General features: G+C 73.1%; 12 protein-coding genes. 9 read left to right on the top strand and 3 right to left on the bottom strand.

Annotated elements, in window-relative coordinates:
• Window positions 1-88: 88 nt before the first annotated feature.
• Complete coding sequence (locus OIB37_RS20715) at window positions 89-1,084, top strand: SAM-dependent methyltransferase (RefSeq protein ID WP_330461912.1); 996 nt, start codon at window positions 89-91, stop codon at window positions 1,082-1,084.
• A gap of 58 nt (window positions 1,085-1,142) precedes the next feature.
• Here the strand turns inward: OIB37_RS20715 and OIB37_RS20710 are convergent, their stop codons facing one another.
• A complete protein-coding gene (locus tag OIB37_RS20710) occupies window positions 1,143-2,291 on the bottom strand; it encodes an NADH-quinone oxidoreductase subunit D (RefSeq protein WP_330459096.1) in 1,149 nt (382 codons plus the stop codon).
• Window positions 2,292-2,322: 31 nt separating this feature from the next.
• Between OIB37_RS20710 and OIB37_RS20705 the strand changes: the two genes are divergently transcribed.
• Both OIB37_RS20705 and OIB37_RS20700 read left to right on the top strand, forming a co-directional pair.
• Window positions 2,323-2,826, top strand: coding sequence for a PH domain-containing protein (locus tag OIB37_RS20705; RefSeq protein WP_330459095.1), 504 nt, complete (start codon window positions 2,323-2,325; stop codon window positions 2,824-2,826).
• A 167-nt stretch (window positions 2,827-2,993) separates the two neighbouring features.
• The gene (locus tag OIB37_RS20700; protein WP_330461911.1) at window positions 2,994-4,277 is read left to right on the top strand and encodes a PH domain-containing protein; all 1,284 of its coding nucleotides are present in this window, start codon (window positions 2,994-2,996) and stop codon (window positions 4,275-4,277) included.
• Window positions 4,278-4,357: 80 nt separating this feature from the next.
• On the opposite strand, the gene OIB37_RS20695 is transcribed toward OIB37_RS20700, so the two are convergent.
• Together OIB37_RS20695 and OIB37_RS20690 are read right to left on the bottom strand one after the other, a co-directional pair.
• Window positions 4,358-5,758: a hypothetical protein gene (locus OIB37_RS20695; protein ID WP_330459094.1), complete on the bottom strand. Its 1,401-nt coding sequence runs from the start codon at window positions 5,756-5,758 to the stop codon at window positions 4,358-4,360.
• Window positions 5,759-5,855: 97 nt separating this feature from the next.
• A complete protein-coding gene (locus tag OIB37_RS20690) occupies window positions 5,856-6,983 on the bottom strand; it encodes an alpha/beta hydrolase (protein ID WP_330459093.1) in 1,128 nt (375 codons plus the stop codon).
• A gap of 228 nt (window positions 6,984-7,211) precedes the next feature.
• Between OIB37_RS20690 and OIB37_RS20685 the strand changes: the two genes are divergently transcribed.
• The 6 genes from OIB37_RS20685 (at window position 7,212) to OIB37_RS20660 (ending at window position 12,412) form a co-directional block, all read left to right on the top strand.
• On the top strand, window positions 7,212-9,026 hold the full coding sequence (locus OIB37_RS20685; protein ID WP_330459092.1) for a phosphatidylglycerol lysyltransferase domain-containing protein: 1,815 nt from the start codon (window positions 7,212-7,214) through the stop codon (window positions 9,024-9,026).
• Window positions 9,027-9,199: 173 nt separating this feature from the next.
• Entirely contained in the window at window positions 9,200-10,090 is an 891-nt protein-coding gene (folP, locus tag OIB37_RS20680; protein ID WP_330459091.1) for a dihydropteroate synthase, read from the top strand.
• Window positions 10,087-10,629 carry a nuclear transport factor 2 family protein gene (locus tag OIB37_RS20675; RefSeq protein ID WP_330459090.1) on the top strand — a complete coding sequence of 181 codons (543 nt, stop codon included), beginning with the start codon at window positions 10,087-10,089 and terminating at the stop codon, window positions 10,627-10,629. Before folP ends, OIB37_RS20675 begins: the two co-directional genes overlap by 4 nt.
• 268 nt (window positions 10,630-10,897) lie before the next feature.
• The gene (folB, locus tag OIB37_RS20670; RefSeq protein ID WP_330459089.1) at window positions 10,898-11,257 is read left to right on the top strand and encodes a dihydroneopterin aldolase; all 360 of its coding nucleotides are present in this window, start codon (window positions 10,898-10,900) and stop codon (window positions 11,255-11,257) included.
• A complete protein-coding gene (gene folK, locus OIB37_RS20665) occupies window positions 11,254-11,865 on the top strand; it encodes a 2-amino-4-hydroxy-6-hydroxymethyldihydropteridine diphosphokinase (protein ID WP_330459088.1) in 612 nt (203 codons plus the stop codon). The genes folB and folK overlap by 4 nt, the downstream gene beginning before the upstream one ends.
• A 58-nt stretch (window positions 11,866-11,923) precedes the next feature.
• A complete protein-coding gene (locus OIB37_RS20660) occupies window positions 11,924-12,412 on the top strand; it encodes a DUF3180 domain-containing protein (RefSeq protein WP_330459087.1) in 489 nt (162 codons plus the stop codon).
• Window positions 12,413-12,423 lie beyond the last annotated feature (11 nt).

Raw genomic sequence — 12,423 nt, 5'->3', positions numbered from 1 at the left:
CGGGACCGCGGGGGGCGTCGAGGCCGCGGGAGACGTCGAGGCCGTACCGGAAGGCGCGCGCGGCTGGCGGGCCGCGACCGAGGCCGCGCTGTACGGGCCCGGTGGCTTCTACCGGCGCCCCGAGGGCCCGGCCGGGCACTTCCGCACGTCCGTGCACGCCTCCCCGCTGTTCGCCGCCGCCGTGGCCAGGCTGCTGTGCCGGGTCGACGAGGCGCTGGGGCACCCGGACACGCTGGACTTCGTCGACATGGGGGCCGGGCGGGGCGAGCTGGTCGCCGGCGTCCTCGCCGCCCTCCCGGCCGACGTGGCCGCCCGCGTGCGCGGGTACGCCGTGGAGATCGCCGCCCGTCCGGCCGGCCTGGACGAGCGGATCACCTGGCTGAGCACACCCCCGCGGGCGGTGACCGGGCTGCTCTTCGCCAACGAGTGGCTGGACAACGTCCCCGTGGACGTCGCCGAGGTGGACGCCTCGGGGGCGGCCCGGCTGGTGCTGACCGGGACGGACGGCGGCGAGCGGCTCGGGGAGCCCGTGACGGGCCCCGCGGCCGACTGGCTGGCGCGGTGGTGGCCGCTGCCGGCCGAGGAGGGGCTGCGCGCGGAGATCGGACTGCCCAGGGACCTGGCGTGGGCCGACGCCGTGGACCGGGTGGCGCGGGGGCTCGCGGTGGCCGTGGACTACGCGCACAGCGCGGACGCGCGCCCTCCGTTCGGCACGCTCACCGGCTTCCGGGAAGGGCGCGAGACGGCGCCCGTGCCGGACGGGTCGTGCGACATCACGGCGCATGTCGCGCTGGACGCGTGCGCGGCGGCGGTAGCAGCAGGTACGGCGCGCGCACATGCCGACGAGCCCGAGGGGGCGGCGCGCACGCTCCCCGCCGCCCGGCTGCTCACGCAACGCGACGCCCTGCGCGCCCTGGACCTCACGGGCGCACGCCCCCCGCTCGCGCTGGCCTCCACCGACCCCGCCGCCTACGTCCGCGCCCTCGCGAGCGCCGGCGAGGCCGCCGAGCTCACCGCACCGGGCGGCCTCGGCGACTTCGGCTGGCTGCTCCAGCCGGTGGGAATCCCCGACCCGCTGCTCTGAGCGAGGCCGGGCCCCGGAAGGGCCGGGCCCCGACGCGTTCGAGGGGCCGGGGGCGGCCCTACTTGTCGATGTCTCCGACCACGAAGAACATCGACCCCAGGATCGCCACCATGTCCGCCACCAGCGTCCCCGGCAGCAGCTCGTTCAGCACCTGGATGTTGTTGTACGACGCCGAGCGCAGCTTCATCCGGTACGGCGTCTTCTCACCCTTGCTGACCAGGTAGTAGCCGTTGATCCCGAGCGGGTTCTCGGTCCAGGCGTAGGTGTGCCCCTCGGGCGCCTTCAGCACCTTGGGCAGACGCTGGTTGATCGGGCCGGGCGGCAGTTCGGCGATCCGGTCCAGACAGGCGCTCGCGAGGTCCAGGGCGTTGTGGGTCTGCTCCAGCAGGCACTCGAAGCGGGCGAGGCAGTCGCCCTCCTCACGGGTGACGACCTTCAGCGTGTCCTGGAGCTCGCCGTACGCCAGGTACGGCTCGTCACGGCGCAGGTCGAAGTCGACGCCCGAGGCGCGCGCGACGGGCCCGCTCACGCCGTAGGCGTGCACGGCCGAGGACGCGAGCACGCCCACTCCCCGGGTACGCCCGCGGAAGATCTCGTTGCCGAGCACCAGGTCGTCGAAGACGCCCATGCGGGAGCGCACGGCGTCGACAGCGCCGCGCGCGCGTGTGGTCCACCCGTCCGGCAGGTCCTCCTTGAGGCCGCCGACCCGGTTGAACATGTAGTGCATGCGCCCGCCGGAGACCTCCTCCATGACGTTCTGGAGCCCCTCGCGCTCGTTGAACGCGTAGAAGATGGGCGTGATCCCGCCCAGCTCCAGCGGGTAGGAGCCGAGGAACATCAGGTGGTTCAGCACCCGGTTCAGCTCGGCGAGCAGCGTGCGCGTCCACACCGCCCGCTCGGGCACCTCCATGCCGAGCATCCGCTCCACGGCGAGGACGACGCCCAGCTCGTTGGAGAACGCCGACAGCCAGTCGTGGCGGTTGGCGAGCACGATGATCTGCCGGTAGTCGCGCGCCTCGAAGAGCTTCTCGGCGCCCCGGTGCATGTAGCCGATCACCGGCTCCGCGCGCAGGATGCGCTCGCCGTCCAGCACGAGCCGAAGGCGCAGCACACCGTGCGTGGACGGATGCTGGGGCCCGATGTTGAGCACCATGTCGGTGCTCTCGGCGGCACCGCCGATGCCGACCGTGGTCTCCGTCGCAGTCATGGATCCAGTCTCCCCTACGTACGCTGGCCCCATGGATACGGGGAGCCCGGAACCGACCGTGCCGACCGCGGACACACCGGCGTGGCGGAGACTGCCGCCCGGTCTGCTGCGGATGCGCCGGCTGCTGCTGATGGTGTGGACGGTACTGATCGCCCTCGCGGTGGGGCTGCCGCTCGGCCTGCTCGCCGGGCCCGGCTGGGCGGCCTTCGCGCTGCTGCCCGTCGCCCTGGCCGTGTGGTGCTGGTGGCTGCTCGGCCGCAACTGGCGCTCCTGGCGGTACGCCGAACGCGCCGACGACCTGCTGATCAGCCGGGGCGTGCTGTGGCGTGAGGAGACCGTGGTGCCGTACGGCCGGATGCAGCTGGTGGAGGTCACCTCCGGGCCGGTCGAGCGGTACTTCGGGCTGGCCGGAGTGCAGCTTCACACCGCGGCCGCCGCGACCGACGCGACCATCCCGGGCCTGGAGCCGGCCGAGGCGGAACGGCTGCGCGACCGGCTCACCGAGCTGGGCGAGGCCCGATCGGCCGGCCTGTGACCGGGCCCGTGCCGGCGCCGGGCACCGGCAAGGACGCGGACGTGAACGCGGACGTCAACGCGGACACGGGCCCAGGCACGGACGGGAACGCGGATACGCAGGACGCACAGGACACGCAGGACGCACAGGCCGCGAGCGCGCACGCCGAGGGCCCGGCCGCCGTAGAGGTGCGCGAGCACCGGCTGCACCCCGTCACACCCTTCCGGCGGGCATGGGCTCCGGTCGCCGTGCTCGCGGGATGGGCCGTGCACGACCCGAACGCCGCGACGGAACAGCTGACACGCCTGACCGGCACCATGCTCCTCGTCGGGCTCAGCGTGCTGGTCCCGGCGGCCGGCCTGTACGGCTTCCTGTCCTGGTGGTTCACGCACTTCGCGGTCACCGGTACCGAACTGCGCATCCGCACCGGCCTGCTGTTCCGGCGCACCGCGCACATCCGGCTGGAGCGCATCCAGGCGATCGACGTCACCCGCCCGCTCCTCGCGCGCGTGGCGGGCGTCGCCAAGCTGCGGATAGACGTCGTCGGGGCCGAGAAGAAGGACGAACTCGCCTTCCTGGGCGAGCGGGAGGCACGTGCCCTGCGCGCGGAGCTGCTCGCGCGCGCGGCGGGTTTCACGCCCGAGGCGGCACAGGAGGTCGGCGAGGCTCCGGCACGCGAGCTGCTGCACGTGCCCCCGGGCAAGCTGGCGATCTCCCTGGTGCTGACGGGCGCCACCTGGATCTCCCTGGCCGCCGCCCTCGTCGTACCGCCGGTGCTGTGGCTCGCCACCCACAGTGTGTGGACCGTCCTCGCGACCGGCCTGCCGCTGCTCGGCGCGGCGGGCGCGAGCAGCGTGGGACGGTACGTCACCGAGTACGACTGGACGGTGGCCGAGTCCCCGGACGGCCTGCACATCGACCACGGGCTGCTCGACCGCTCGCACGAGACGGTGCCGCCGGGGCGGGTGCAGACCGTGCGGATCGTGGAGCCGCTGCTGTGGCGCAGGCTCGGCTGGGTACGGGTGGAGCTGGACGTCGCCGGCTCCGCGGGCTCGGTACTGGTGCCGGTCGCCCCGCGCGCGGTGGCCGAGTCGGTCATCGCGCGCGTGCTGCCCGGCGTGACCGTGCCCGCGTCGCTGTCCCGGCCACCGAGGCGGGCCGGGTGGTGTGTGCCGGTGTGGTGGCGCGGCCACGGACTCGCGGTCACCGAAACGGTGTTCGCGGCCCGGCACGGCCTGCTGCGCCGCAGTCTGTCCCTCGTCCCGCACGCGAAGGTGCAGAGCGTACGGCTCACCCAGGGCCCCTGGGAGCGCCTGTGGCGGCTCGCCGGCGTCCACGTGGACAACGGGGCCGACCAGACCGTCACGGCCCGCATCCGGGACGCCGAGGAGGCCGCGCTGCTGCTGTACGCCCAGGCGGACCGCTCCCGCATCGGCCGCAGGGAAGCCCGCCCGGACCGCTGGATGACCTGAGCGGGAACAAACCCCCGGAACGCCCGAGAGCCCGGCTCACCCTTGCGGGAGGGCCGGGCTCTCGGGTCTGTCCCTGCGGGTCAGGAGGCCGCGCCACGCAGCCGCTGCACGTCGATCTGCTCCGTCTCGTCGTGCGCGGTCAGGTCGATGACCTGGCCGACGCCCAGCGCCCCGGCGCGGACGGGCTTGAACCCGGCCTCGTTCCCGGCCTTGTGCAGCGCCAGCGCCTCCTGGCCGACGCCGCCCGCGAGGTCCTCGTTGCGCACGGCATCCCCCGGGGCGGACTCCTTCTGCGTGCCGAAGAAGTCGAACCCGCCCTCGACGAACGGGCGCCGGGCGGGCGCCGCGGGTACGACGGCCACCGCGGTCGGGACCGTGAAGTGCCCGGCGGGCTGCCGGCCCTGGGACCTGGCGGGCGCGGCGGGCGGCGCCACAACGGCCACTTCTTCGGCTATTTCAGTCACTTCAGCCACTTCGGCCATACCGGCCGCCTCAGGCCCCTCGCTCTCCTGCGCAAAGTGCGCGGACTGCGCGGACTGCGCAGCATCCTCGGCCGGGGAAGCGACGGGACCGTCTGTCACGGCTTCCGGAACGCGGTCGCCCTCAACCCCTTTGGCAACGGCCTCGGGCTCCGCGGGCACAGCCTCGGCGGCCGGGGTCTCGGCAGCCGGAGTCTCGGCGAGAGCGGTCTCGGCGGGAACCGTCTCAGCGGACTCGGACGTGACCGACACCGGTTCCGCCGCCTCGGACTCCACGAACTCCGCGGACTCCACAGGCTCCGCTTCCGCCTCGGCGGACGCGTTCCGGCCGAAGCGGGCCAGCGCTCCGGCCGCACGCAGGTAGAGCCGCGCGCCCTCGGACGAGAACACCGCGCGGGACTCGGACTCGGCGTCGGAGTCTGAGTCGGAGTCAACCGCCGTACCAGCGACTGCCGTCTCCGTCTCCGAAGACTCCGTCAGCTCTTCCTCCGAAAGCTCCGATTCCGCGGTCGGCGCCGGAGGCAGTGCGAGCGTGCCGGACGGCTCCGTGGACTCGATCTCCAGCAGTCGGCGCCCCTCCAGGGCGCTCGCGCGCTCGGTCTCCGCGGTGGCGTAGCGGCGCAGCAGGGACGCGTGCTCGTTGCGCAGCCGGGCCAGCTCCGTGTGCTTGGCGCGCAGCCGCTGTTCCAGCTTGGTGCGCAGCTCGCGCGACTCCTCCAGGTCGGCCTCCAGTTCGGCGACCCGCTCCTCGAAGCGCCACTCGTCGCCGGCACGCGCGCGCGTGAGGTCGGCGACCTGCCTGCCCGCCTCCGCGTCCCAGCGGCGCATCACGACCGCGCCGGCGACCGCCGTCAGCGCGGCGATCGCGGCCGTCACGCGCACCAACGTGACCTCGGAGAACACCCAAGGACCCAGCGCGCAGACGACGGAGACACCAGCGATCACCGAGGAGGGCAACAGCCGGTGCAAAGGCGGGGAATGGCGGTGGCGTCCACGTGGCATGGCCAGAAACTTACCGCGCGTAGGCGAACCGTGGGCCCCCGCACCGTAAAAAGACAGCCACACCACGAGGTTCACGGAGCATCGGATGCCCCTCGGTTCACCGGTCGACCAACCGCCCGCTGAGCCACTGCAGTGTCGGCGGGATCTCGCGCCTCCAGGTGTTGAAGTTGTGCCCGCCGCTGTCGAGGATGATCGAGGAGATCCTGGTCCGGTGCGTGGCCTGCACGCGCTGTATGAATCCGAGCGTGTCCTTGTAGTTGTGCTCGCCGACCCTGCTGCTGGTGACGAGCAGCGACGTGTCCGGCGCAGGCTCGTTGCGCAGGAGCCACCACAGGTCGGCTCGATTCCGCAGGTTCGCGTCACCGTGGAAGAGGTCACCGGTCGTGGGATCGATCGGTGCTCTGTAGTACGGCGACAGACCGGCACCGGCCGCGTAGACGTCCGGGTGGTGCATCGCGAGCTTCAGCGCGCAGTAGCCGCCGGTCGAGTCGCCGACGATGCCCCAGCTGCCGGCCCGCCTGCCCACCCGGTAGTGCGCGAGGACGGCCTCGGGCAGATCCTTGGCGAAGAAGGTCTCCGTCTGCGGGCCGTGGGGGATGTCCACGCACTCGGTGTCCCGCGGGGGCGCCACGGTCGGCCGCAGCATCACCAGGATCATCGGCTGCATCCGGCCGCTCCTGGCCAGCGTCTGCGCCGTACGCGGATAGTGCAGCTTGGTCACCAGCGCCTGAGCGGTACCGGGATAGCCGGTCAGTACGACGGCCACGGGGAACGTACGCGTGCGGTACTGCGGCTGGAAGTACTCCGGCGGCAGATAGACGTACGCCGGAGTGGCGATGCGGGTCCTGCGGCCCACGATGTCGACCTGCTGGACCTGCCCGGCCGTCCGCGCCCGGGAACCGTTCACCCCCTGCACCAGGGAGCTGGACAGCACCTCGACCGGACCGCCCCGGCCGCCGTCCCCCGCGTGGTCGACGACGACACCCTGGCCGGTCTCCCTGCCGAACAGGTCCGCCCAGCTCGCGTAGAAGCCGAAACCCTGGTTCGCGGCGATCCCCAGGGAACAGAAGAGTGCCAGCTGGGTGGCGAGCAGGAGCCCGACGCGGCCGCCGACGGCCCGCCAGCTCCGCCGGGCCAGCCGCGGCCAGAGCCACACCGTGGCGACGAACAGCGCCACGGCGACGACGACCGCCAGCGCCAGCACTTTGTTGCTCGTGAGACCCATGGGCTGTTTCCTGTCCGCGCTCTTGGCCCGTGACCCGCCCACACTTCTTCGCGAGGACTTGCCCGAGGCTTTCCTTGGCCTTTGACCCGACTTTCCGGAGGGGAGTGAACCTCTCTCCCCGAGACACCGTCCTAGAGGGCGCAATGTCGCCGGATGCCCGATCGGCACCGGGTTTCAAGCTCTCTCGCAGAACTACGGGATGCGATGTCTGTCAGGATAGATGCGGAAATGTCGGGCGGGGTTCCGGGCCGATCAAGCCGGGCGCGGCGCATGCTGCGCGGCCCGCGCCCCGAAGCCGTCCCCGCCGTCGTCGCCAGGGCGTGCGCCCTCGTGGGCGTCCTGGACATCGCCGCGGGCGTGTTCCCGCGCTTCCGTCACAGCCGCATGCACGCCATCGCCGAAGTGCTGCCCGGGTCCTTCGGGCCCTTCGCGGCCGCGCTCTCCCTCAGCGCCGGAGTGCTGTTGCTGCTGCTCGCGCACGGACTCAAGCGGCGCAAGCGCCGGGCCTGGCGCGCCGCGGTCGCGCTGCTGCCGGCCGGTGCCGCGGCGGAGTTCGTGTACCGGCACTCGCTCATCGGCATGCTCATCTCGGCGGCGCTCCTGGCGCCGCTGCTGCGCCACCGCGACGAGTTCGCGGCGCTGCCCGACCCGCGCAGCCGCTGGCGGGCACTCGCCAACCTCGTCCTCATGAGCGCCGGTTCCCTCGTCCTCGGACTGGTCATCGTCAGCGTCCACCCGGACCGGACGATCGGCGACCCGAGTCTGGCCGACCGGCTCACCCACGTCCTGTACGGGCTGTTCGGCTTCGAGGGCCCGGTGGACTACCAGGGCAGCACCTCCTGGACGGTCGCCTTCTCCCTCGGCGCGCTCGGCTGGCTGACCGCGGTCACCACCGTCTACCTGGCCTTCCGCCCCGAGCACCCGGCCGCCCGCCTCACCGAGGAGGACGAGTCCCGGCTGCGTGCCCTGCTGGACAGGCACGGCCGCCGCGACTCCCTCGGCCACTTCGCGCTGCGCCGCGACAAGGCGGTCGTCTTCTCGCCCAGCGGCAAGGCCGCCGTCACCTATCGCGTGGTCAGCGGCGTCATGCTCGCCAGCGGCGACCCCATCGGCGACGTCGAGGCGTGGCCGGGCGCCATCGAGCGCTTCATGGACGAGGCCAAGGCCCACTCCTGGACCCCGGCGGTCATGGGCTGCTCGGAGACGGGCGGCGAGGTCTGGACCCGCGAGACCGGCCTGGACGCGCTGGAACTGGGCGACGAGGCGGTGGTCGACGTGGCGGATTTCTCGCTCGCCGGACGCGCGATGCGCAACGTACGACAGATGGTCAAGCGCATCGAGCGGGCCGGCTACGAAACCCGGGTGCGGCGCATCCGTGACCTGGGCGAGGCCGAACTGGAGCGCGTCCGCCGGGCCGCCGAGGACTGGCGCGGCACCGACACCGAGCGCGGCTTCTCGATGGCGCTCGGCCGCATCGGCGACCCCACCGACGGCGACTGCCTCATCGCCACCGCCCACAAGCGGGACGACCGGCCCGGCGAGTACGGCGACCTGAAGGCGGTGCTGCACTTCGTGCCCTGGGGCGAGGACGGCGTCTCGCTGGACCTCATGCGCCGCGACCGCGCCGCCGACCCCGGCATGAACGAACTGCTCATCGTCGCCGCCCTGCAGGCCGCCCCGAAGTTCGGCGTCACCCGGGTCTCGCTCAACTTCGCGATGTTCCGTTCCGCCCTCGCGCGCGGGGAGAAGATCGGCGCGGGTCCGGTGCTGCGCGCCTGGCGCGGACTGCTGGTGTTCCTCTCCCGCTGGTTCCAGATCGAGTCGCTGTACAAGTTCAACGCCAAGTTCCAGCCCCGCTGGGAACCGCGCTTCGTCGTCTACCGCGCCTCGGCCGACCTGCCCCGCATCGGCTTCGCCGCCATGCAGGCGGAGGGCTTCGTCGACCTCGCCCTCCCGCTGCCCCGATTCCTGCGCCGGCGCGGGAAGGCCCCCGAGCGCCCCTGCGCCCACGCCGTCGCGGAACGCGACGTCAGAGCGGCCTGAACGCCCACGCCGCACCCGCACCGCGCCCGCGCCGCCCCCGCGCCGCCCCCGCGCCGGGAAGGCCCCGACCGAGCGCGGCCGGACAAGCCGCCCGCCCGCTCCCGTGCACGCTCGTCCGGTCCGCCCGGGCCGCCGCGCGTTCGGGGCTTTCGTCCGGGGCCTACGCTGAACGTATGAACAACCTCAGCGGGCGCGGCCGGGTGGCCGGACTTCCGGCATGGGACCGGTGCGCGGTCATGGGCGTCGTCAACGTGACCCCCGATTCCTTCTCCGACGGCGGCCGCTGGTTCGACACGACCGCCGCCGTCAAGCACGGCCTGGACCTGGTCGCCGAGGGCGCGGACCTGGTCGACGTCGGCGGCGAGTCCACCCGCCCGGGCGCCGCCCGCGTCGACGAGGCCGAGGAGCTGCGGCGGGTCGTCCCGGTCGTCCGCGGCCTCGCCGCCGAGGGCGTGGTCGTCTCCGTCGACACCATGCGCGCCTCCGTCGCCGAGCAGTCCCTCGCGGCCGGTGCCGCCCTCGTCAACGACGTCAGCGGCGGCCTCGCCGACCCCGCGATGATCCCCGTGGTCGCCGCCGCGGGCGCCCCCTTCGTCGTCATGCACTGGCGCGGCTTCCTCGAAGGAGGCAACGTCAGGGGCGTCTACGAGGACGTCGTCGCCGAAGTCGTCGACGAACTGCACGCGCGCGTGGAGGCCGTTCTGGCGGGCGGCATCGCCGCCGACCGCATCGTGATCGACCCCGGCCTCGGCTTCTCCAAGGAGGCCGGGCACGACCTCACCCTGCTCGCCCACCTCGACCGCCTGCGCGCCCTCGGCCACCCCGTGCTCGTCGCCGCCTCCCGCAAGCGGTTCCTCGGCCACGTCCTGGCCGGCCCCGAGGGCGCGCCCCCGCCGGCCCGCGAGCGCGACGCCGCCACGGCCGCCGTCTCCGCGCTCGCGGCACACGCCGGCGCCTGGGCCGTACGCGTGCACGAGGTACGGGCCACGGCGGACGCGGTACGGGTCGCGCAGGCCGTGGAAGAGGCGCGTACGGCGGGAACCGGCGCGGAAGGAGCCCGGTGAGCGCCCCCCACACCGACGTCGAGCAGGTTGAGGCCGCGAACACCGCCTTCTACGAGGCGATGGAACGCGGCGACTTCGAGGAACTGGCCGCACTCTGGCTCACGCCCTCCGACCTGGGCGTCGACGAGGAGTACCACGACCCGGCGGACACCGGTGTGATCTCCTGCGTCCACCCCGGCTGGCCGGTACTCACCGGCCGCGGCGAGGTCCTCAGGTCGTACGCCCTGATCATGGCGAACACCGACTACATCCAGTTCTTCCTCACCGACGTCCATGTCTCCGTCACCGGCGACACGGCCATCGTGACCTGCACCGAGAACATCCTCAGCGGCGGCCCCGCCCCTGCGGAGGGCGCGGAACTCGGCCCCCTGGTCGGACAGGTCGTCGTCGCCACGAACGTGTTCCGGCGCACCCCCTCCGGCTGGAAGCTCTGGTCCCACCACGCCTCCCCCGTCATCGCCGAGACGGACGGGACCGTCGAGACCGACGGGGACGGCACGGCCGGGCGGCCCGGCGTGGACGGCACGGACCCCGACTAGAGACGTCCTCCGCACCCGCCGGGGGTCGCGCGGACCGGGGAGCGTGAGAAGTGGTTGGAATCACGAACCCCGGGTAGGTACGGCTACCAGCGCATGGCGCGCCCGGATTCACCAGGCGGAACAGACGGTGCGGTCACCCGGCCCGGCACCGGACCACGCCCCCGTGGCCCGGCTGTGTCGGTGCCCGCAGGTAGATTCGTCTGAGGCCGGTGTGCCGCACATGTGCGGCACCGACCGGCCGTTCCCGACGATTGCAGGAGTGATTCGCGTGGATCGTGTCGCGCTGCGCGGCCTGAAGGCCCGCGGGCACCACGGTGTGTTCCCCAAGGAACGCGAGGAGGGCCAGACCTTCATCGTCGACCTCGTCCTGGGCCTGGACACCCGGCCGGCCGCGGCCGACGACGACCTGGCGCGGACGGTGCACTACGGCATCGTGGCCGAAGAGGTCGTCGCCGTGGTCGGGGGCGAGCCGGTGAACCTCATCGAGACGCTCGCCGACCGGATCGCCCAGACCTGCCTGAAACACGAGGAGGTCGAGGAGGTCGAGGTCTGCGTCCACAAGCCGGACGCGCCGATCACCGTCCCCTTCGACGACGTGACCGTCACCATCACGCGGAGGCGGGTATGACCCGGCCGTTCGACCCGGGCCAGGCCGACCCGACCGTGCAGCCGGTGCCGGCCTCCGTCGTCCAGAAGGTCGACGACGCCGACACCACCCTGCACAACCCCCAGTGGGCCGTGCTCTCCCTCGGCTCGAACCTCGGCAACCGCCTGGAGACCCTCCAGGGGGCCGTCGACGCCTTCGAGGACACCCCGGGTGTACGCGTCAAGGCCGTCTCCCCGGTCTACGAGACCGAGCCGTGGGGCGTCGATCCCGGCAGCCAGCCGTCGTACTTCAACGCGGTCGTGCTGCTGAAGACGACGCTGCCCCCGTCCTCCCTGCTGGAGCGGGCGCACGCGGTCGAGGAGGCCTTCCACCGGGTCCGCGACGAGCGCTGGGGCCCGCGCACGCTGGACGTCGACATCGTCGCCTACGCCGGTGTCACCTCCGACGACCCGCAGCTGACGCTCCCCCACCCGCGCGCCCACGAACGCGCCTTCGTGCTCGCCCCCTGGTACGACGTGGACCCCGAAGCCCAGTTGCCCGGACGGGGCGCCGTGGCCGATCTGCTGGCGGCCGTGACCCGCGACGGCGTCACCGCTCGCGCGGACCTGGAACTCCGACTGCCCGAGTAGTCGTTAAGGTCAGGACGACCACACTCCGGGACCGGTCCGGGGGAGCTGAAGGGACACCGTGAAACAGCTGCGCATCAGGGTGCTGGCCGGCGTGTTCGTCGTGGCCGGAGTCCTGTCCTGGGCGGGCGCCCGCCTCTGGAACTCCGTCGGGACGCTCCCCAGCGTCCCGCTCGCCGCCCCCATCGTCCTCGCCCTGATCGCCGTGGTCCTGCTCGCCACGGCCCTCTCCCTGCGCGCCCGCTTCAAGGCCCAGCGCGAGCGCCGTCCCGGCGCTAAGGGCGTCGACCCGCTCATGGCCGCCCGCGCGGTCGTCTTCGGCCACGCCAGCGCCCTGGTCGCCGCCCTCGTCTCCGGCATCTACGGCGGCGTCGGCGTCTTCCTCCTGGAGATCCTCGACATCCCCGCCCGCCGCGACCAGGCCATCTACGCCGGCCTCTCGGCCGTCGCCGGAATCGCCGTCATAGCGGCCGCCCTGTTCCTGGAACGCGTCTGCCGCCTCCCGGAGGACGACGAGAACAACCCCCCGGGCGCGGAGCCGGCGGCCTGACCGCCGGCCCC

This window comes from Streptomyces sp. NBC_00820 (assembly GCF_036347055.1).
Lineage (GTDB): Bacteria > Actinomycetota > Actinomycetes > Streptomycetales > Streptomycetaceae > Streptomyces.
This window is presented reverse-complemented; position numbering and strand designations above follow the sequence as displayed.

Excerpts from the sequence above, each read along its gene's own strand:
- OIB37_RS20710 (WP_330459096.1), bottom strand. The coding sequence starts at position 2,291 with ATGACTGCGACGGAGACCACGGTCGGCATCGGCGGTGCCGCCGAGAGC.
- OIB37_RS20705 (WP_330459095.1), top strand. The coding sequence starts at position 2,323 with ATGGATACGGGGAGCCCGGAACCGACCGTGCCGACCGCGGACACACCG.
- OIB37_RS20695 (WP_330459094.1), bottom strand. The coding sequence starts at position 5,758 with ATGCCACGTGGACGCCACCGCCATTCCCCGCCTTTGCACCGGCTGTTG.
- OIB37_RS20690 (WP_330459093.1), bottom strand. The coding sequence starts at position 6,983 with ATGGGTCTCACGAGCAACAAAGTGCTGGCGCTGGCGGTCGTCGTCGCC.
- OIB37_RS20685 (WP_330459092.1), top strand. The coding sequence starts at position 7,212 with ATGTCGGGCGGGGTTCCGGGCCGATCAAGCCGGGCGCGGCGCATGCTG.
- folP (WP_330459091.1), top strand. The coding sequence starts at position 9,200 with ATGAACAACCTCAGCGGGCGCGGCCGGGTGGCCGGACTTCCGGCATGG.
- folK (WP_330459088.1), top strand. The coding sequence starts at position 11,254 with ATGACCCGGCCGTTCGACCCGGGCCAGGCCGACCCGACCGTGCAGCCG.